We start from the raw sequence: 18,003 nt of genomic DNA on the forward strand, positions 1-18,003 counted from the left end.
TTCGAGGACACCCCATGGCATCCGGAAAAATACTCGTCGCGCAAGGCGGCGGCCCCACCGCAGTGATCAACCAGTCGCTGGTCGGCGTCGCGCTGGAGGCACGGCGCTTCAGCCAGGTGGCCCACATTTATGGCGCGCGCCATGGCGTGCGCGGCATCGTCGACGAAGAATTTGTCGATCTCACCCAGGAAACCAGCCACAACCTGGAACTGGTGGCCAACACGCCTTCAAGCGCCCTGGGTTCAACCCGCGACAAGCCTGATATTGCCTACTGCCAGGAGATTTTCAAGGTGCTGCAGGCGCATCAGATCGAGCACTTCTTCTACATCGGCGGCAACGACTCCAGCGACACGGTGCGCATTGTCAGCCAGGAAGCGCAAAAAGCGGGCTACCCGCTGCGCAGCATTCACATCCCCAAGACCATCGACAACGACCTGGTGGGCAATGACCACACGCCGGGTTTCCCGTCGGCGGCGCGTTTTGTGGCGCAGGCCTTTGCCGGCGCCAACCTGGACAATGCGGCGCTGCCCGGGGTCTATGTCGGTGTGGTCATGGGGCGGCACGCCGGCTTTCTGACGGCCGCGTCCGCCTTGGGCAAGAAATTTCCGGATGACGGCCCGCACCTGATCTACCTGCCCGAGCGCACCTTCGATCTGAACAAATTCCTGCTTGACGTCAAGGCCACTTATGAGCGCTTTGGTCGCTGCGTCATCGCCGTTTCCGAAGGCATTCACGATGCCCGCGGCACGCCCATTACCGCGCTGCTGGCCAAGGAAATGGAGCACGACGCGCACGGCAACGTGCAGCTCTCGGGTAACGGCGCGCTGGCCGACCTGCTGTGCAACGAGATCAAGGCCAAGCTCAACATCAAGCGCGTGCGCGGCGACACCTTTGGCTACCTGCAGCGCTCGTTCATCGGCTGCGTCTCGGACGTCGACCAGCGCGAAGCCCGCGAGGTCGGCGAAAAAGCCGTGCAGTTTGCGATGTGGGGCGGGCACGACGGCTCGGTAGCGATCAAGCGCACCGGCTTCTACTCGGTCGACTATGAATTGCTGCCCCTTGACGCGGTGGCTGGCAAGACGCGGGTGATGGAAGACGAATTCATCGCCGCCAGCGGCACCGATGTCACCGACGCGTTTCGCATGTACCTGCGCCCGCTGCTCGGCTCCGGCATGCCCGACGCCTTCCGGCTGCGGCACAACCCGGTGGCCAAGGTGCTTCATAAATGCTTGTAAATCCTGGACAAAACAGCTGTCCCAGGCAGCATTAGCGCTGCCTGGGTATGGCGGGCTGGTCGCGCGCTAGCGATTGGTCGGAAAGCTGAACACGGCGCCTTCGCGCACGCCCGCTGAGGGCCAGCGCTGCGTGATGGTCTTGCGCTTGGTGTAAAAGCGCACGGCATCGGGCCCGTAGGCCGAGAGGTCACCAAACAACGAACGCTTCCAGCCACCAAAGGAGTGGTAGGCCACCGGCACCGGCAGCGGCACGTTGATGCCGACCATGCCGACCAGGATGTGGTCTGAAAAATAGCGCGCCGCTTCGCCGTCGCGGGTGAAGATGCAGGTGCCGTTGCCGTATTCATGGGCGTTGATCAGCTCCATCGCGTCCTGCAAGGTGGCTACGCGCATCACGCCCAGCACCGGGCCGAAAATTTCTTCCTGGTAAATCGTCATGCCGGGTTTGACATGGTCAAACAGGCAGGCACCCATGAAGTAGCCAGCCTCATGACCCGGCACTTTGATGCCGCGGCCATCAACCACCAAGGTGGCGCCCTCGGCCACGCCTTGATCCACATAACCCCTGACCTTGTCCAAGTGTTGCTGGGTCACCAGCGGCCCCATGTCGTTGGCGCTGTCGATGCCCGGGCCGACTTTCATCTTGGCGATCTCGGCCTTCAAGCCGGCCACCACCGCGTCGGCGGTGGCGTCGCCCACCGCGACGACCAGCGGAATCGCCATGCAGCGCTCGCCACACGAGCCGTAAGCGGCGCCCATCAAGGCGCTCACGGCATTGGCGATGTCGGCGTCGGGCATCAGCACCGCATGGTTCTTGGCACCGCCCAGGGCCTGCACGCGTTTGCCATGGGCACAGCCGGTGGCGTAGATGTACTCGGCAATCGGTGTGGAGCCGACAAAGCTGATGGCCTGCACGCGCTTATCTAGCAGCAGCGTGTCCACCGCCTCCTTGTCACCGTTGACGACATTGAGCACGCCTGGCGGCAGACCCGCCTGCAGCGCGAGTTCAGCCACCAGCAGCGCACTGCTCGGGTCGCGCTCGGACGGCTTGAGCACAAAGGTGTTGCCGCAGGCAACCGCCATCGGCCACATCCACAGCGGCACCATGATGGGGAAGTTGAACGGTGTGATGCCCGCGGTGACGCCCAGCGGCTGGAACTCGCTCCAGGAGTCCATCGCCGGCCCGACGTTCTTGCTGTGCTCGCCCTTGAGCAGCTCAGGCGCATAAGAGGCGTATTCGACGTTTTCAATGCCGCGCTGCAACTCGCCCATGGCGTCGGACAGCACCTTGCCGTGCTCGGCCGTGAGCAGCGCACAGAGTTGCTCTGCGTTCTCTTCGAGCAACACCTTGAGCCGGCTCATGACGCGCGCACGCTTCAGGGGCGGCGTGGCGCGCCAGGCCGGGTAGGCGGCGTGGGCCGAGGCAATCGCCTGTTCGACCGTGTGTTTGTCGGCCAGAAGCACGCGTTTTTCAGCCAGGCCGGTCGCCGGGTTGAACACGTCTTGGGAGCGCGTGCCTCCAAAGACCAGCTGGCCGTCGATCAGGTGTTGAATTTGAGGAAGCGTTGATGCCATGCGAAGGCTCCAGAATAATGAGTTAAATAAGGCTCTAGCCCTTATAAAACGGGCGTAAGCAGCTATGAATAAAAGAGTCTTATGAGGCGGCTTGGCTCACGCGGTGGCATTGCAGGTCTCGCCCAGCGCGTTGACCAGGCTGTCCAACTGGGCCGGGGTCGAGATGAAAGGTGGCGCCAGTTGGATGGTATCGCCACCGTAGCGCACATAAAAGCCTTTTTTCAGCATCGCCATGGCAATCTCGAAGGGCCGCTTGGCCGGTTCCCCGGGCAAGGACGCGATGGTGAAACCCGCGGCCAGGCCGAAGTTGCGGATGTCGGTGATGTGCTTGGCGCCCTTGAGGCTGTGCACCGCGTTCTCGAAATGGGGCGCCAATGCCTTGACCTTGTCGATCATGTTTTCTTTCACCAGAATGTCGAGCGTCGCCAGTGCCGCCGCGCAGGTCACCGGGTGCGCCGAGTAGGTGTAGCCGTGGGCAAACTCGAGCATGTAGTCGGGCCCGCCAGCGGCCATGAAGGTGTCGTAGATATCCTTTTTGGCCAGCACCGCGCCGATCGGTTGCGCGCCATTGCTGATCTGCTTGGCCACATTCATGATGTCAGGCGTGACGCCAAAGGCCTCGGCGCCGGTGTAGGCGCCCGCTCGGCCAAAGCCGGTGATGACTTCGTCAAAAATCAGCAGGATGTTGTGGGCGGTGCAAATGTCGCGCAGGCGCTGCAAATAGCCCTTGGGCGGAATGATGACACCGGCCGAGCCCGAGAACGGCTCGACGATGACGGCCGCAATATTGCTGGCGTCGTGCAGCGCGATCACGTTCAGCAGATCATCGGCCAACTCCACGCCCTGGTCGGGCATGCCGCGCGAGAACGCATTGCGGGCCAATTGGGTGTGCGGCAGGTGGTCGGCCTCAATGCCTTGGCCAAACATCTTGCGAACGCCGCCAATGCCGCCGACCGAGACGCCGCCGAAGTTGACGCCGTGGTAGCCTTTTTCGCGACCGATCAGCCGTGTCTTGGTGGCCAAACCTTTGCTGCGCCAGTAGGCGCGTGCCATCTTGAGCGAGGTGTCGGCCGACTCCGAGCCGGAACCGGTAAAAAACACGTAGTCGAGTCCGGCGGGGGTGAGTTCTTTGAGCTTGTTGGCCAACTCGAATGACAGCGGGTGACCAAACTGAAAGGCGGGCGAGTAGTCCATGGTCGCCATTTGCTTCGTCACGGCTTCGGTGATCTCGCTGCGCCCATGGCCCAGGCCGCAGCACCACAGGCCCGACAGACCATCAAAAATCTGCTTGCCATGCTGGTCGGTGTAGTAGCAGCCCTTGGCTGCGACCATCAGGCGCGGGTTGGCCTTGAATTCACGGTTGCCGCTGAAGGGCATCCAGTGGGCATCAAGCCAGGCAGCGTCCGTGCGCGGTGCGCTCAGGGCTTGGGCGTCGTTGAGGTTCATGGTGTCTCCTTGTAGGGTGATTGATCCGGCCCAGAAGACTTGAACTGTTCGCCCTGAGCTCGTCGAAGGGCTTGGGCAGGCTCAGCCCCAACGGGGCTCATCAACAATCTGGGTCAAAGGCAATTGGCGATTCTGAGCCGCTCTGTTACTCTTATAAATGTCTAAGTATCACCACCAAGTTGGCAATCCATGCAAGTAAAGAGCCGGGCCGTGCTGGGCCAGTTGAGCGATATGGACATTCGCCTGTTGCGCGTGTTCAAAAGCGTGGCCGAGTGTGGCGGCATGGCCGCAGCCGAGCTGGAGCTCAACATCGGCGTCTCGACCGTGAGCCGCCACATCAAGGACCTCGAAACCCGCCTGGGCCTCACCTTGTGCCGGCGTGGCCGGGCCGGCTTTGCTTTGACGGCGGAGGGCGAGCAAATCTACACGGAGACCCTGCGCCTGCTGGCGGGAGTCGATGCCTTTCGTACGCGCGTCGATGAAATCCACCAGCGCATGGGCGGTGAGTTGCACATTGCGGTGTTTGACAAGACCGCCACCAACCCCGCCGCAAAAATTGCGGCCGCGATGGCACTGTTTGTGGATCTGGCGCCCGACGTCAGCTTGCATCTGCATGTGGCGCCGCTCAACACGATCGAGCGCGGCGTGCTCGACGGCCAGTTCCAGGTCGGCATCATTCCTGGGCACCGCAGTTCCGACACGCTGGCCTATGAGGAGCTGTTCACCGAGACCATGTTTTTGTATTGCGGCGCCGAGCACGCCTTGTTCCCGGACGGTCAGGCGGTGCAGGAGCCTGCTGACTGGGACGCGCTGCGCGCGCATGACTTTGCCGGTCTGGGCTACCACTCGCCCAACATGGAGGTCAGCCAGCAGGTGCACCTGGTGCGCAAGGCCACCGGCTACGACCAGGAGTCGATTGCCACGCTGATCCTGTCGGGCAAATTCCTGGGCTTCTTGCCGGACCATTACGCCAACGGCTTTGTGCAGAGCGGCCAGATGCGCGCGCTGCAGCCGGCCCTGTTTCGCTACAGCTGCAGCTTTTTCAGCATCGTGCGCGCCTCACCGCAGCCGCCCCGTGTAGCGCGTGCGTTTCAGGACTGCTTGCGCAGTGCCCACCAGGGCATCAAAGCAGGCGCGGGCTGACACAGGGCGGCCCTGCGCGGCGCAAGACGGCAAGCCGTTTTGGCAAATAGCTTGGTCAAATTGACCGGTAGCCCCCGTCCCTCATGCCTGAGCAGCTATGTAAATGATAGTTTTTGGCGTATCAGCCGGCGTTGACGAGGCCTGAGGCAGTCGACCCAGCGCCTTAGCGCGGCGGCGGCTCGGCGTTGCCGGTCTGACCCGCCTGCGCCGCCTTCTTGGCTTTTTTGACGGTCCAGACCACATTGGCCGCGGCGACCACATTCACCAGGCCGACGATCACGGCGGGCCACAGGGGCAGGGCTTGGCCGGTGACGGAGCCGTACAACAGCAGGCCGCCAAGCGCGGCGCCGCCGATCAGGATGCCGATCATGTCACCCTTGATAAAACCGAGCTGGGTGTGAGTCAAAGCCAAATTCTCCAAGGCAGACGAAAGCCGGAATTTAGCATGGTGCCTGGCGCGCCAGCCGCTTGCCGTGCGGCAGCGTCGCCAATTGCGTGAACATGCGCCGGCAGTAGCCTGTGACACGCAGGCATTTGTTGATCTCGTCGACCGGCAGCGGGCCGGACACCACCACGATGTCGTTGGCGCTGGCCAGCGAGCCGGCAGCGCGCAGGCGGCGCCGGGCGGTGGTGGCCCAGGAATGAATCCGCGCGGGGTTGCCATGCTCGTGCAGCACGCCGGTGCTGGCGTCAAAGGCAATCGCCACCGTGTCGGTCGTGAGCTTGAGCCGGTGCTGGCCGGTGACCTTGCTCGCGGGCGTGCTCAGGTCGTACAAATGGTAGTTGCCCGCCTTGAGTTGGTACTGCAATGTCATCGGATCTCCTGGAATTTGCTTGTTTCCGACAATTATGGGCGTGCCCACCGTTCAGTCACGGCAAAGAAAGGGCCCAAAAACCCGCTTGTTTGAGTCCATTGGCCCTCAAGCGGCCTTCAGCTGCGCTTGGGTGGCTGTGCGTCGCCCAGCCCGATCCGAAATTTTTCCAACCTGGCCTCGTAGTCGTCGGCGTCGCCAAAGGCCAGAAAGCGGGCGTAGCGTGAATGCGCACCGAGCATCTTGCGCGCATGCTTGATCGGGCAAAAATACTCTTCGGTGCGCCCGATGATCTCGCTGACAAAGGCGATCAGGCCATTGCCGTAGGCGCAGTAGGTGCAATGGAATTTCTCGATGAAGTTGAGGTAGCCCAGCTGCTGGCGGTCGAACACGATGTAGTCGCCCCGGCGCACCTTGGTGATGCCGTAGATCGGGAAGCAGGTGGCCTGGTAGAAACTCACACACAGGTCCAGCAGGAGCATCGGCACGATCATGCTGTAGATGATCGGTCCGGTGATCAGGTTCTGCGGCCGGTACGCGACCAGCCAGCGCAAGACGCCGGTTTTGAGCTTGCGGTGCGCCTGGCGCACGGCGGCCTCGAACTCGACGCGCTTGCCCTTGATCTGGTAAAGGGCGCTGGCTTCTTGTTCCTGCACCTCGCGGCGCAAATCGTCTTCAAGCGCGCTCATCTGGTCGAGCAATTGGCGGATTTTTTCATTCATATGGGCTGCATTGGAACATCAAGGCTGCGGCGCCTCGTCGACAATGGCGGCTTCACCCCCTGGAGTCGCCGCAAATCGTGCTCAATCCTTCCATGCTGACGCGCGATCTGCGCCGGGCCGGCGCATGATCCCGGACCATGACGCGCTTGACTGGGGCGTGGTCGCGATTTTTGTCACGGTCTACCTCGGCATGATCCTGGGCGGCCTGCCGCGCCTGAAACTCGACCGCGCGGGCGTGGCGCTGCTGGGCGCGATTGGCGTCATCGGGCTGGGCGAGATGAGCAGCGCGCAAGCGGCCAGCGCGGTGGACTTGCCGACCATTTTGCTGTTGTTCTCCTTCATGGTGCTTTCCGCGCAGTTGGGCATGAGCGGGTTTTACGTCGCAGTCACGCAGTGGCTGGTGGCCTTGCCGCTACGCCGCAACGGCTTGCTGGCGGCACTGATCGCCGTGGCGGCGGCGCTGTCGGCGGTGTTTTCCAATGACATCGTCTGCCTGGCGATGACGCCGGTGGTCGCCCGGCTGTGCCTGCAGCGCCGCCTGGACCCGGTGCCCTTTCTGGTCGGCCTGGCCTGCGCCGCCAATATCGGCTCGGCCGCGACGCTGATCGGCAACCCGCAAAACATGCTGATTGGCTCGGTGCTGCAGCTGCCCTTTGGCGCTTATGTGCGCCAGGCCTTGCCGCCGGTGCTCTTGAGCTTGGCGGTGCTGTGGGCCTGGTTGGTGTGGGGGCCGCAGGCGCGCAGCCACCTCTTGCCTACAGACGTTCCGGTTCCAGGCGATGTCGAGTTGCGCGCGGCGCCAGCCTACGATGCCTGGCAAACCGGCAAGGGCCTGGTGGTTGCCGCAGCGCTGCTGCTGGTCTTTTTGTTCACCGACTGGCCGCGCGAGGTCGCCGCCCTGGTCGGCGCGGGGGTGTTGCTGCTGAGTCGGCGCTTTCATTCCTCGCGGGTCATGGGGCTGGTTGACTGGAATGTGCTGGTGCTGTTCATGGGCTTGTTTGTGGTCAACCACGCCTTCGAGTCCACCGGTCTGGCAGCGCAAGCGGTTGCCTGGTTGGGCGCGCAAGGCGTGCATCTTGCGGACCCCGGCCCGCTGTTCGTGGCCGGCGTGGGCTTGTCGAACCTGCTGTCCAATGTGCCAGCGGTCATGCTGCTGCTGCCGCACCTCCAGGGCATGCAAGCGGGTGTGACGCTGGCGCTGGTCAGCACGCTGGCGGGCAACCTGCTGCTGGTGGGCTCGATTGCGAATCTGATCGTGGTGGACCTGGCGCAGCGCAGCGGAGTCACGATCGACTGGCGCGCCCATGCCCGGATCGGCATCCCGGTCACCCTCGCCACGCTGGGCATTGTGTGGTTTTGGCTGCGCTGGGGCGTGTGATCAGGGGGCTCGCCCAAGCGCGATCCGGCCAGGCTCGGCGGCAAGCCTGCCGTGGCAATGACGTATCATTCCATGCTTACGTGCTGATGTATTTCTTACACGGACGTCAAATTCTTAATTCAACCACGAGCCCCGCCATGAAACCTTTCTCTCTTCTCAAAGCCCTCTTGAGCGCCACCGCCATGAGCTTCTTGATGGCCGGCGCTGCCCAAGCGGCCGAGCAAGGCACAGCCGCCGAAGCGGAAGCCATGGTCCATAAGGCCGCCGCCTTCGTCAAGGCCAATGGCCCGGAAAAGGCTTTCGAAGAATTCACGAACGGCAAGTCATTCAAGGACCGCGATCTGTACATTTATGCGTACGACATGACCGGTAAAAATGTGGCCCATGGTGCCAACCCGAAACTGGTCGGCAAGAATCTCATCGGCTTGAAGGACCCGGACGGCAAGCTCCTGCTTCCGCCGCTGGTAGAGCTTGCAAAGACCAAAGGTTCGGGCTGGTCGGAGCCTTTCAAATTCAGGAATCCGACATCGGAAAAAATGGAAGAGAAAGTCGCCTACATTGAACGCGTCGGTGACATTTTTGTCGGCTGCGGCATTTACAAGAAGTAATTTTCCCCGTGTGCCCCAAGCATGGGGCACGGTATTGACCCCCTGATCACCCCACGTTGGAGCGTTCTGATGAACTTGCGCGACATGAAAATCGGTCTGCGCCTCGGCCTGGGCTTTGGCTTGATTCTGCTGGCCGCCAGCGTGATGCTGGTGGGCACGCTCATCAACAACGGCGCCAGCCGGGCCGCTCTGCTGGAGACGATGCAGCGCGCGACGGCCCATCAGGACCTGGCGGCGCATATGCGCCATACCTTGCTCAGTAGCGCGGTCGCGGTGCGCAACATGGGTCTGCAGGCCACGGTGGAAGGCGTTCAAAAGGATGAAGCCGAAGCCAAAAAGCAACGTGCGGCCTACCTGGTCGCCAAAGGCAAGCTGGAGGCCACCGACCTCGGCCCGAAGGAGCGTGAGCTGTTTGGCCGCTTGGCCGACATTGACCGCCAGATGGATGCGCAGTTCAAGGAGGCCGTGGACTTGGCCTCCCAGTTCAATACCGAGCAGGCCGGCGCCGTCATCACCGGCAAGATCGATCCCCTGCTGACCAAAGCCTCGGATGAGTTGGCCGCCTTCATCGCCATCCAGAAGCAGCGCACCGACGACGCCACGGAACAAGCCAATGCCAGCAACCGCGCCACCGTCAATGTGATCAGCATCGCCGCTGCGCTGGTGCTGGTGCTGGCCGGCCTCATGGCCTGGCGCCTGACGACGAGCATCACCCGGCCGCTGCAGACGGCACAGGAGGCGACGGCGCGCGTCGCGTGCGGTGATTTGGTGAGCGATATCCAGGTCGATGGCCGCGACGAGGCGGCACAGCTGCTGGCAGGCCTGCTGGAGATGCGCAATGGCCTAGCCCGCATGGTCGGCGAAGTGCGCACCGGGGCCGAGAACATTTCGACGGGCGCCAACGAAATCGCTTCCGGCAATGCCGACCTGTCACAGCGAACCGAAACCCAGGCCAGCAATCTGGAGGAGACGGCGGCTTCCATGGAAGAACTCAGCTCTACGGTCAAGAACAACGCTGAAACCGCACACCAGGCGAATCAAATGGCCGGTTTGGCCAGCGCGGCGGCGGTGCAAGGCGGGCTGGTGGTGGGCCAGGTGGTCAGCACCATGCAGGACATCACCGTCGCCTCACGCAAGATCGCAGACATCATCGGCGTGATTGACGGCATCGCATTCCAGACCAACATTCTGGCGCTCAACGCGGCAGTCGAAGCGGCCCGCGCCGGCGAGCAGGGGCGCGGTTTTGCCGTGGTGGCCAGCGAAGTGCGCAGCCTGGCTGGACGCTCCGCCGAAGCGGCCAAGGAGATCAAGAGCCTGATTGGCGCCAGTGTCGAGAAAATCGAAGCCGGCAGCAGCCTGGCGGGCGCGGCCGGTGCGTCGATGAACGACATCGTCACCCAGGTCCAGCGCGTGGCCGGTCTGATCGGTGAGATCAGTGCCTCGGCCAATGAGCAGACCAGTGGCATCGACCAGGTCAATCAGGCCATTACCCAGTTGGACAACGTGACCCAGCAGAACGCCGCCTTGGTGGAAGAGGCCGCAGCTGCAGCCGACAGCTTGAACCAGCAGGCCGAGCGCATGGTTCAAGTTGTGAGTGTTTTCAAACTGGCCGAAGGCCGTGCGCAGAGGAACGTGCTGCGCGTCATGGACGCTCCACCGGTGGCTGCGCCGGGTCTCGCGCCCAGGCAGCTCACCTGAAGTCGGCTTGCCGCTGGTGCTGCGGCTGACACGGGGGCCCGCTGTTGTGGCCGACCCGGTCACGGCGGCTCGGAGCAACTGGCAAGTTGCCTGCTTTATATAACTAATTGGCCTGTAGCCCGCGTATATACTGAATAAGTAGCTATTATTTAAATAGCTACTTTGTGTGGAGCACGTCATCGTGGCTTGAGAAAAACAAGGCTTCAAGACTCATATTGCCTAGACTGGATGCATCCAGCAGCACGATTGCCAGTTGGAATGGACCCTGCCGTCAAGCAGGAAGGTGGTATGACTTCATTTCGGAGTGACCCATGAAAAGCGCGCGATTCCTGGCTTTTTTTCTGCTGCTTATGTCGGCTCTGGTCGGCTGTACCACCACCGGATTTGGCGGGGGCCAGTTGGTAGGTCCCGGCGCACAGGAGGAAGCTGTTGCGTTCAGTTGGACCAGCACCGATGGCGGCATTTCGGGCACCATGACAGCGGTGCTGCCCAATGTCAGCTACCAGGGCCGGTTCTTTCAAATTACCCAACAGACGCGGGGCGAAGTGCTGACGCCCTTGTGGATGCACTGGAACCGCGGCTGGTACGACTGGCCGTACTGGAGCGGCCCGGTAGCGCCGCCGTACCCGGCCACCCAGTTCATCACCTATTACTCCGGCAAGGTGGTGGCGACCCTGGAGGGACCGGACAACCAGCGCATGCGTTGCCGCTTTCATCTGGTTGACCCGGCCCGTGGCATGTCCGGCGGCGGCGAGGGCCAGTGCCAGCTCTCTGATCGCCGCGTGGTGCGGGCGGTTTTTCCAGGGAAATAGGCGTGATTAGGGCTGATCGGCCAGCGCTGAGCGCCAGCAAAAGTTGAGGCGAAGAGAAAAGAATGAACACACTGACCAAGATGGCGCTCGGCTTGATCGGGCAGCTGAAACCGCAGCCTGCCGCCGGCGATGCGGCCAACACCCTCTATCTGCCAGCGGCCCATACCACTGGCGGCTTGCCGCTGATGCAGGCGCTGGCGCAGCGGCAGTCCTTGCGCGAGTTCGACCCTGCAGCGCTGCCGCTGCAGATGTTGTCCGACTTGCTGTGGGCAGCGGCCGGCATCAACCGTCCCGAGTTGGGCGGCTGCACGGCGCCCAGCGCCATGAATGCGAGGGAAGTCGATGTCTACGTGGCCCTGGCCGATGGCCTGTACCGCTACGCCGCGCCCACCCAGACGCTGCATCTGGTCAGCGCCACCGACGTGCGCCGTGTCACCGGCTACCAGGATTTTGTCGACACGGCGCCGCTTGATCTGGTGTATGTGGCCGACCATGCGCGGATGAAGCTGGTGCCCGCAGCCCAGCGCGAGGCATATGCCTTTGCCTGCGCCGGGGCCATGGCGCAAAACGTTTACCTGTATTGCGCATCAAGCGGTCTGGCCACGGTCATTCGCGCCTGGTTGGATCGCCGTGCGTTGGCGCAGGCCATGGGGCTGACCAACGACCATCAGGTGCTGCTGTCACAAACGGTGGGACGACCCAAGACCGACACGAAGCCCTGACCCCGGCTATTTCAACCGGGCCTGCAGGTAGTCCACCACGTTGTCGAGCGACACCAGCCCGGCGTAGTCTGCTTCTGGGATGGTCACCCCGAAGTGCTCATGCAGGCTCATCAGAAAGTTGAGCCAGTCCATCGAGTCCAGATCCACCTGCTGACGCAAGGGGCGCGCGGGTGCCAGTGTCTCGGCTTCCACTTCCGGGGCGATGGCGCGCAGCAGCGCCACCACAGTGGCCATCAGTGTGGGTCGGTCGGTGCTCATGTCGCGTTTCCCTGCGTGCTTGCGGCTGGGCTGCTGGCATCCGCCAGTGTTTGCGGCTGCTGCAATAACTCACGCAACTCCGCCAGGAACAGGGCGCCACGGTGGCCGTCCGAGGCGCGGTGATCGGCGGCCAGCGTCGCGCACAGCAGCGGCAGCGCACGCACCTGGCCCGCCTCGACCCAAGGACGAACGTCGATGCTGCCCAAGCCCACCAACGCGACTTGCGGCGGGTAGATGACACCGAACACCGATTGCACGCTCTGCTCGCCCAAATTGGTGACGGTAATGGTCGGGTCGCTCATCTCGGAGCTGCGCAGGGAACCGGCGCGTGCACGCTTGACCAAATCCGCCAGCTCTCGCATCAGTTGCGCCAGCGGCTTGGCTGCCACATCGTGGATCGCCGGCGCCACCAGGCCGCCACCGCGCAAGGAAATTGCCACGCCCGCGTGCACGGCCGCGCTCGGCTCGAACTGCCCATCGCGGTAGAAGCCGTTGAGCTCGGGCGTGCGCCGCAAGGCGGCGGCGACCGCCTTGAGCAAGAGCGCAGCGGTGAGGATGCGGTCGGTGATCGGCAGACCTTCGTTGCGCTGGCGCAGCCAGTCCAGCGCCCGGTTCATCGAGATCGTCTCGGACAGGTAGTAGTGTGGAATTTCGCGTTTGGAACGGCTCATGGCGGCCGCAATCGCCTGGCGCATGGCTTTCTGGCGTTCAATGGCTGCAGCGGGCGCCGCCGCTGCGGCAACAACCGTCGTAGTTTGGGGCTCAGTTCTGGCTGCTGCGTGCGCCGCCGCCGCCTCCACGTCCGCCAGCGCGACCGAGCCCTGCGCGCCCGTGCCGCGCACCGTGTCGGGGTCAATGCCGAGTTCCTTCGCACGGCGGCGCGCGGACGGCGACACAGGATGGCGTGCCGCAGCGACGACCTTGTCGGTCGGCGGCGCGGCAGGCGCTGGCGTTGAGGCCGTCGCGGCCGCCAGTTCAGCCAGCGGCTCATGGACTGCTTTTGGCGCCGGTTCAGGTGGTGCAAGCGCAGTTGCCGGCAGCGCTGGCGCCGCTTCGCCCGGCGCCAGCAGCGTCGCCAGCACCGTGTCCACCGGCACCTTCTCGCCGACTGCTACCAGTAGCTCATGCACCACACCGTCGTGCCAGATCTCGACATCCACCGCCGCCTTGGACGTGTCCACCACGGCCACCACCTGGCCGCGCTTGACCGCATCGCCCGGCTTGACCCGCCATTCGAGCAGCGTGCCTTCGTCCATGTCGGCGCCGAGAGACGGCAACTTGAATTCGATCATGCCGCGGCGCCCATCACCGCCTGCACCGCCGCCACGATTTTCGTCACCTGCGGCAGCGCCGCCTCTTCCAGGTGCCGGGCGTACGGGATCGGCACCTCTTCGCTGCATACGCGTGCCAGCGGCGCGTCCAGGTCAAAAAACGCCTGCTCGCTGATGCGCGCCATCACCTCGGCGGCCAGGCTGCCCGAGCGCCAGGCTTCCACGACCAGCACGGCGCGGCGGCACTTGCGCACCGAGGTCATGATGGTCGCGTCGTCCAGTGGACGCAGCACACGCAGGTCAAGCACCTCGGCAGAAATTCCAAGACCGGCGAGTTCGTCAGCGGCCTGCAGCGCTTTGGGCAGGCAGCCTCCGTAAGTGATCACGCTGACATCCGAACCCGTGCGGCGCACGCGGGCGCTGTCAATGTCCACCGTCCGCGACTCATCGTCGGGCAATTCGCCTTCGCTGTTGTAGAGCTGCGCGTGCTCGAAGATCAGCACCGGGTCGGGGTCAGCCAGCGCGGCTTTCAGCATGCCGCGCGCATCCTCCACCGTGGCAGGGGCCAAGACGCGCAGGCCCGGCACATGCGCGTACCAGCCCTCCAAGCTGTTCGAGTGCTGGGCCGCGACCTGACGCCCGGCACCGGTGGCCATGCGGATCACCAGCGGCACTGAAAACTGTCCGCCCGACATGTGGTGCAACATGGCCGCGCTGTTGACGATCGGGTCGAGCGCGAGCAGGCTGAAGTTGACTGTCATGATTTCCACAATCGGGCGCATGCCGCCCAGTGCCGCGCCCACACCGGCGCCGACAAAGCCGAGTTCTGACAGCGGCGTGTCGCGAATGCGTTCGGTACCAAATTCTTCCAGCAAGCCCTTGGAGACGGCATAGGTGCCGCCGTAGCAGCCCACGTCCTCCCCCATCAGGAAAACGCGTGGGTCGGCTTGCAGCGCCTCGCGTAGCGCCTCGCGCAGGGCATCGCGGTAGCTGATGCGCCGCCCCATCATGCCGCTCCCGCCGCAGCTGCCGAGGCGACTGCCGGCTCCGCCGACGTATGCACGTCGCGCAACAAATTCTCTACTGGCTCCCAGTCCGATCCTTCAGCAAAGGCCACGGCCGCCTCCACCTCGGCAACAGCCGCAGCGTCGAGCGCCAGAAACTCGTCTTCCGAGAGAAGTCCTTGCGCCTTGAGGCGGGCGGTGTAGGTGTGGATCGGCCCGCGCGTCTTCCAGGCTTCAATCTCTTGCTTGGCACGGTACAGGTCGGGGTCAAACATGGAGTGCGCGCGAAAGCGGTAGGTGCGCAGCTCCACAAACATCGGGCCGCTCCCGTCACGCACCTTTTGCGCCCCAAAGTGCATCGCCTCATGCACGGCCACCACGTCCATGCCATCAACCGTCATGACGTCCACGCCGTAGGACGCCGCTTTGACGCACAGATCGGTCTGGGACTCGGAACGCGCCAGCGCCGTGCCCATGGCATACAGGTTGTTCTCGCAGCAAAACAGCACCGGCAGCTGCCACAGCGCGGCCAGGTTCACGGCCTCGTGGAACGCACCCTCGGCCATCGCGCCTTCGCCAAAGAAGCAGGCGCTGAGGGCCTGTCGTTTTGACAATTTGTCAGCCAGCGCCAAGCCGGCGGTCAGGGGCAGACCGCCGCCCACAATACCCTGCCCGCCAAAGAAGCGCCGTGCCCGGTCAAACAGGTGCATGGAGCCCCCGCGCCCGCGTGAGCAACCGCCCTGCCGCCCAAACATCTCGGCCATGATGGCGTCCATCGTGAGGCCGCGCAAGAGCGCGTGACCATGTTCGCGGTAGGTGGCCACGACGTTGTCATCCGCGTTGAGCGCACGCAGGGCGCCGGCGGCCACCGCTTCCTCGCCGATGTACAGGTGCAGGAAGCCGCGAATTTTTTGCTGGCCGTAGAGCTCCGCCGCGCGTTCTTCCATGCGGCGGATGCGCAGCATGTCGGCGAGCATGCTCAGGGCAAATTCTTTTTGCCATGGCACCGGGCCATGGGGCGGGGCCGGCACCTTCATCTTGTTCATGCGCCGGCCTCCAGGGTCGAGATGTCGCCTTCGGGCAGCCCGAGTTCCCGCGCCTTGAGCAGGCGGCGCATGATTTTGCCGCTGCGCGTGCGCGGCAGCGTGGGCAAGAAAGCGATTTCCTTGGGCGCGACGGCGGCGCCGAGCCGCCGGCGCGCGTGGGCCGAGATGTCCAGGCGCAAGGTCTCGCCGGCTTGGTAGCCGTTCTTGAGCGAGACGAAGGCCTTGACCACTTCACCGACCACCGGGTCCGGCTTGCCGATGACCCCGGCCTCGGCCACCGCCGGGTGCTCCATCAGCACGCTCTCGACCTCGAACGGCCCGATCAAGTGGCCGGCCGACTTGATGACGTCGTCAGCGCGGCCGACGAACCAGTAGTAGCCGTCGGTGTCGCGTTTGGCGAGATCGCCGGTCAGATACAGTTCCCCGGCAAAGCACTTGCGGTAGCGAGCCTCGTTGTTGAGGTAGCCGCGAAACATGGACGGCCAACCTATTTTGAGCGCGAGCTCGCCTTCCACATTGGGCACCTCAACGATGCGCACCTGCGGCGGCTCACCCTCGGCCTCCAGATGCTCGACGATGAAGGCCTCGACGCCGGGCAAGGGGCGACCCATGGAGCCGGGCTTGATGTCAAAGGCCGGTGTGTTGGCAATCATGATGCCGCCGGTCTCCGTCTGCCACCAGTTGTCGTGAATCGGCAAGCCCAGCGCCTCCTGGCCCCACCAGACCGCCTCTGGGTTGAGCGGTTCACCGACGCTGGCGATGAAGCGCAGGTCCGGATAACTGTGGCGCTGCGCGAGCTCCGTGCCGGCTTTCATCAGCATGCGGATCGCGGTCGGGGCGGTGTACCAAACGCTGATGCGCTCCTGCGCCAGCAGCGTGTACCAGCGCTCGGCGTCAAATTCCTCGCGGTCGATCAGCGAGGTGACGCCCTGCAGCAGCGGCGCGATGATGCCGTAGGAGGTGCCGGTGACCCAGCCCGGATCAGCGGTGCACCAGTAGCGATCCTGCGGATGCAAATCAAGCGCGTAGCGCCCGGTCGCAAAGTGGGTCACCACGGCCTCGTGCACATGCAGTGCGCCCTTGGGCGTGCCGGTGGTGCCGCTGGTGAAATGCAACAGGGCCGGGTCGTCCGGCTGCGTCTGCACCGTCTGAAAGGTGCTGGAGGCCGCTGCCATCAGTGTGCCCAGGTCCAGCGTGTCGGGCTCATGGGTCAGGCCGCCATCCTCGGCCACCAGCAGCACATGCTGCAGCGTGGGCGTCTGCGCGCGAATCTGCTTGACCTTGCGTTGGTAAAGCGCGTCGGTGGTCACCAGCACCTGACCCGCGCCCAGCTGGAGGCGCGCGGCGATCGGCTCCGGGCCAAAGGCCGAGAACAGCGGGGTCACCACGCTGCCGTTCTTCAGCGCGCCGAGCACGGCAATGTAGAGCTCGGGAATACGCCCGGCGAGCACAAACAGGTGATCGTTTTTTCCCACGCCCAGGCCCTGCAGCACATTGGCAAAGCGATTCGTTTGCTGCGCCAGCTCAAAGTAGCTCAGGTCCAGCGCGGGCGCGTTGCGCGCGACAAAGCGCAGCGCGATATGGTCACGCAGCGCGCCTGTGCCCTGGCGGTCTACCGCTTCAAAACCTAGGTTCAGGCCGCCACCGGGCAGGCCCTGCAAGGCGCGCCTGGCCTCGGTCCAGACGTCAATGCGGCGCTCCGCCTCGTAATCCACCCAGTTGGGCGGCGGGTGCAAGTTCGACACAAGCTTGTGAATGACGGCAGGTCTCTCCATGCGCCTCCCTAGTCTGAACGCGGCGAGGTCCAAGCGGTCGCCGCCTATTCCCGCTCGCTGATTTCCCGGTCTCGGGCGCCGGCCAGTCCGGCAGCCAGATTGGCCAACTCGCGAGCCAGCAGCTCAAGCACGTCTTCCATCGTGACGATGCCCACCAGACGGCCTTCGTCATCGTTGATCACCAGGCGGCGCAGGCGATGCGTTTTCATTAGTTGCACGGCTTCCAACGCGTCCATCTCGGGTGTTGCCGTCACCAGATCAACCGACATGATGTCGCCGGCGGTAAAAATCGCCGGGTCCAAGCCTTCTGCCATCAACTCAAGCACCAGATCGCGGTCCGTCACGATGCCGACTGGGCGCGTCTTCTCGTGGGCATCGACCACCACCAGGGCGCCAATGTGGTGTTTGCGCATGAGTTGTGCGACCAGCAGCGTGGGGGTCTCGGGCTCCACGACGGCGACCATCGAGGTTGCGAAGTCCCTCAGTTGGCTGGCCATG

The 18,003-nt window shown here is 63.9% G+C and carries 18 protein-coding genes; 7 read left to right on the top strand and 11 right to left on the bottom strand.

Annotated elements, in window-relative coordinates:
* The first annotated feature begins 14 nt into the window (after nucleotides 1–14).
* Nucleotides 15–1,235: a 6-phosphofructokinase gene (locus GZ093_RS04315; protein WP_296482582.1), complete on the top strand. Its 1,221-nt coding sequence runs from the start codon at nucleotides 15–17 to the stop codon at nucleotides 1,233–1,235.
* A 66-nt stretch (nucleotides 1,236–1,301) separates the two neighbouring features.
* Here GZ093_RS04315 and GZ093_RS04320 read toward each other — a convergent pair whose 3' ends face one another.
* On the bottom strand, nucleotides 1,302–2,810 hold the full coding sequence (locus GZ093_RS04320) for a CoA-acylating methylmalonate-semialdehyde dehydrogenase (protein WP_296482585.1): 1,509 nt from the start codon (nucleotides 2,808–2,810) through the stop codon (nucleotides 1,302–1,304).
* Nucleotides 2,811–2,906: 96 nt separating this feature from the next.
* Complete coding sequence (locus GZ093_RS04325; RefSeq protein WP_296482588.1) at nucleotides 2,907–4,256, bottom strand: aspartate aminotransferase family protein; 1,350 nt, start codon at nucleotides 4,254–4,256, stop codon at nucleotides 2,907–2,909.
* Nucleotides 4,257–4,445: 189 nt separating this feature from the next.
* On the opposite strand from GZ093_RS04325, the gene GZ093_RS04330 reads away from it, so the two are divergent.
* Nucleotides 4,446–5,399 carry a LysR family transcriptional regulator gene (locus tag GZ093_RS04330; protein WP_296482591.1) on the top strand — a complete coding sequence of 318 codons (954 nt, stop codon included), beginning with the start codon at nucleotides 4,446–4,448 and terminating at the stop codon, nucleotides 5,397–5,399.
* A gap of 163 nt (nucleotides 5,400–5,562) precedes the next feature.
* Here the strand turns inward: GZ093_RS04330 and GZ093_RS04335 are convergent, their stop codons facing one another.
* The 3 genes from GZ093_RS04335 to GZ093_RS04345 form a co-directional block, all read right to left on the bottom strand.
* Nucleotides 5,563–5,805, bottom strand: a complete 243-nt coding sequence (locus tag GZ093_RS04335) for a hypothetical protein (protein ID WP_296482593.1) — start codon at nucleotides 5,803–5,805, stop codon at nucleotides 5,563–5,565.
* Nucleotides 5,806–5,839: 34 nt separating this feature from the next.
* The gene (locus tag GZ093_RS04340) at nucleotides 5,840–6,214 is read right to left on the bottom strand and encodes a hypothetical protein (RefSeq protein WP_296482596.1); all 375 of its coding nucleotides are present in this window, start codon (nucleotides 6,212–6,214) and stop codon (nucleotides 5,840–5,842) included.
* Nucleotides 6,215–6,330: 116 nt separating this feature from the next.
* Nucleotides 6,331–6,933: a hypothetical protein gene (locus GZ093_RS04345; protein ID WP_296482599.1), complete on the bottom strand. Its 603-nt coding sequence runs from the start codon at nucleotides 6,931–6,933 to the stop codon at nucleotides 6,331–6,333.
* Between the two features lie 124 nt (nucleotides 6,934–7,057).
* Between GZ093_RS04345 and GZ093_RS04350 the strand changes: the two genes are divergently transcribed.
* From GZ093_RS04350 to GZ093_RS04370, 5 genes are all read left to right on the top strand, one after another.
* Nucleotides 7,058–8,311 carry an anion transporter gene (locus GZ093_RS04350; RefSeq protein WP_296482602.1) on the top strand — a complete coding sequence of 418 codons (1,254 nt, stop codon included), beginning with the start codon at nucleotides 7,058–7,060 and terminating at the stop codon, nucleotides 8,309–8,311.
* Between the two features lie 137 nt (nucleotides 8,312–8,448).
* Entirely contained in the window at nucleotides 8,449–8,919 is a 471-nt protein-coding gene (locus GZ093_RS04355) for a cache domain-containing protein (protein ID WP_296482605.1), read from the top strand.
* A gap of 69 nt (nucleotides 8,920–8,988) precedes the next feature.
* Complete coding sequence (locus GZ093_RS04360) at nucleotides 8,989–10,617, top strand: methyl-accepting chemotaxis protein (RefSeq protein WP_296482609.1); 1,629 nt, start codon at nucleotides 8,989–8,991, stop codon at nucleotides 10,615–10,617.
* Between the two features lie 311 nt (nucleotides 10,618–10,928).
* On the top strand, nucleotides 10,929–11,429 hold the full coding sequence (locus GZ093_RS04365) for a hypothetical protein (protein ID WP_296482612.1): 501 nt from the start codon (nucleotides 10,929–10,931) through the stop codon (nucleotides 11,427–11,429).
* Between the two features lie 62 nt (nucleotides 11,430–11,491).
* On the top strand, nucleotides 11,492–12,151 hold the full coding sequence (locus GZ093_RS04370; protein WP_296482615.1) for a nitroreductase family protein: 660 nt from the start codon (nucleotides 11,492–11,494) through the stop codon (nucleotides 12,149–12,151).
* Between the two features lie 6 nt (nucleotides 12,152–12,157).
* On the opposite strand, the gene GZ093_RS04375 is transcribed toward GZ093_RS04370, so the two are convergent.
* Genes GZ093_RS04375 through GZ093_RS04400 form a run of 6 tightly spaced genes read right to left on the bottom strand, consistent with a single transcriptional unit; the run spans nucleotide 12,158 to nucleotide 18,002 of the window.
* A complete protein-coding gene (locus tag GZ093_RS04375; RefSeq protein ID WP_296482617.1) occupies nucleotides 12,158–12,409 on the bottom strand; it encodes an acyl carrier protein in 252 nt (83 codons plus the stop codon).
* On the bottom strand, nucleotides 12,406–13,701 hold the full coding sequence (locus GZ093_RS04380; protein ID WP_296482619.1) for a dihydrolipoamide acetyltransferase family protein: 1,296 nt from the start codon (nucleotides 13,699–13,701) through the stop codon (nucleotides 12,406–12,408). Before GZ093_RS04380 ends, GZ093_RS04375 begins: the two co-directional genes overlap by 4 nt.
* A complete protein-coding gene (locus GZ093_RS04385) occupies nucleotides 13,698–14,687 on the bottom strand; it encodes an alpha-ketoacid dehydrogenase subunit beta (RefSeq protein ID WP_296482621.1) in 990 nt (329 codons plus the stop codon). Before GZ093_RS04385 ends, GZ093_RS04380 begins: the two co-directional genes overlap by 4 nt.
* On the bottom strand, nucleotides 14,687–15,730 hold the full coding sequence (gene pdhA / locus GZ093_RS04390; RefSeq protein WP_296482624.1) for a pyruvate dehydrogenase (acetyl-transferring) E1 component subunit alpha: 1,044 nt from the start codon (nucleotides 15,728–15,730) through the stop codon (nucleotides 14,687–14,689). Before pdhA ends, GZ093_RS04385 begins: the two co-directional genes overlap by 1 nt.
* Entirely contained in the window at nucleotides 15,727–17,505 is a 1,779-nt protein-coding gene (acsA, locus tag GZ093_RS04395) for an acetate--CoA ligase (protein ID WP_296482626.1), read from the bottom strand. The genes pdhA and acsA overlap by 4 nt, the downstream gene beginning before the upstream one ends.
* Nucleotides 17,506–17,549: 44 nt before the next feature.
* The gene (locus GZ093_RS04400) at nucleotides 17,550–18,002 is read right to left on the bottom strand and encodes a CBS domain-containing protein (protein ID WP_296482629.1); all 453 of its coding nucleotides are present in this window, start codon (nucleotides 18,000–18,002) and stop codon (nucleotides 17,550–17,552) included.
* Nucleotide 18,003: the final 1 nt, after the last annotated feature.

It is taken from the genome of Rhodoferax sp., assembly GCF_010365055.1.
In the GTDB taxonomy this organism is placed as follows: Bacteria; Pseudomonadota; Gammaproteobacteria; order Burkholderiales; family Burkholderiaceae_C; genus Rhodoferax.

Bases quoted from the DNA above. Each gene is read 5' to 3' on its own strand.
- GZ093_RS04315 (WP_296482582.1), top strand. From the start codon at position 15: ATGGCATCCGGAAAAATACTCGTCGCGCAAGGCGGCGGCCCCACCGCA.
- GZ093_RS04320 (WP_296482585.1), bottom strand. From the start codon at position 2,810: ATGGCATCAACGCTTCCTCAAATTCAACACCTGATCGACGGCCAGCTG.
- GZ093_RS04325 (WP_296482588.1), bottom strand. From the start codon at position 4,256: ATGAACCTCAACGACGCCCAAGCCCTGAGCGCACCGCGCACGGACGCT.
- GZ093_RS04330 (WP_296482591.1), top strand. From the start codon at position 4,446: ATGCAAGTAAAGAGCCGGGCCGTGCTGGGCCAGTTGAGCGATATGGAC.
- GZ093_RS04340 (WP_296482596.1), bottom strand. From the start codon at position 6,214: ATGACATTGCAGTACCAACTCAAGGCGGGCAACTACCATTTGTACGAC.
- GZ093_RS04345 (WP_296482599.1), bottom strand. From the start codon at position 6,933: ATGAATGAAAAAATCCGCCAATTGCTCGACCAGATGAGCGCGCTTGAA.
- GZ093_RS04350 (WP_296482602.1), top strand. From the start codon at position 7,058: ATGATCCCGGACCATGACGCGCTTGACTGGGGCGTGGTCGCGATTTTT.
- GZ093_RS04355 (WP_296482605.1), top strand. From the start codon at position 8,449: ATGAAACCTTTCTCTCTTCTCAAAGCCCTCTTGAGCGCCACCGCCATG.
- GZ093_RS04360 (WP_296482609.1), top strand. From the start codon at position 8,989: ATGAACTTGCGCGACATGAAAATCGGTCTGCGCCTCGGCCTGGGCTTT.
- GZ093_RS04365 (WP_296482612.1), top strand. From the start codon at position 10,929: ATGAAAAGCGCGCGATTCCTGGCTTTTTTTCTGCTGCTTATGTCGGCT.
- GZ093_RS04370 (WP_296482615.1), top strand. From the start codon at position 11,492: ATGAACACACTGACCAAGATGGCGCTCGGCTTGATCGGGCAGCTGAAA.
- GZ093_RS04375 (WP_296482617.1), bottom strand. From the start codon at position 12,409: ATGAGCACCGACCGACCCACACTGATGGCCACTGTGGTGGCGCTGCTG.
- GZ093_RS04380 (WP_296482619.1), bottom strand. From the start codon at position 13,701: ATGATCGAATTCAAGTTGCCGTCTCTCGGCGCCGACATGGACGAAGGC.
- GZ093_RS04385 (WP_296482621.1), bottom strand. From the start codon at position 14,687: ATGGGGCGGCGCATCAGCTACCGCGATGCCCTGCGCGAGGCGCTACGC.
- pdhA (WP_296482624.1), bottom strand. From the start codon at position 15,730: ATGAACAAGATGAAGGTGCCGGCCCCGCCCCATGGCCCGGTGCCATGG.
- acsA (WP_296482626.1), bottom strand. From the start codon at position 17,505: ATGGAGAGACCTGCCGTCATTCACAAGCTTGTGTCGAACTTGCACCCG.
- GZ093_RS04400 (WP_296482629.1), bottom strand. From the start codon at position 18,002: ATGGCCAGCCAACTGAGGGACTTCGCAACCTCGATGGTCGCCGTCGTG.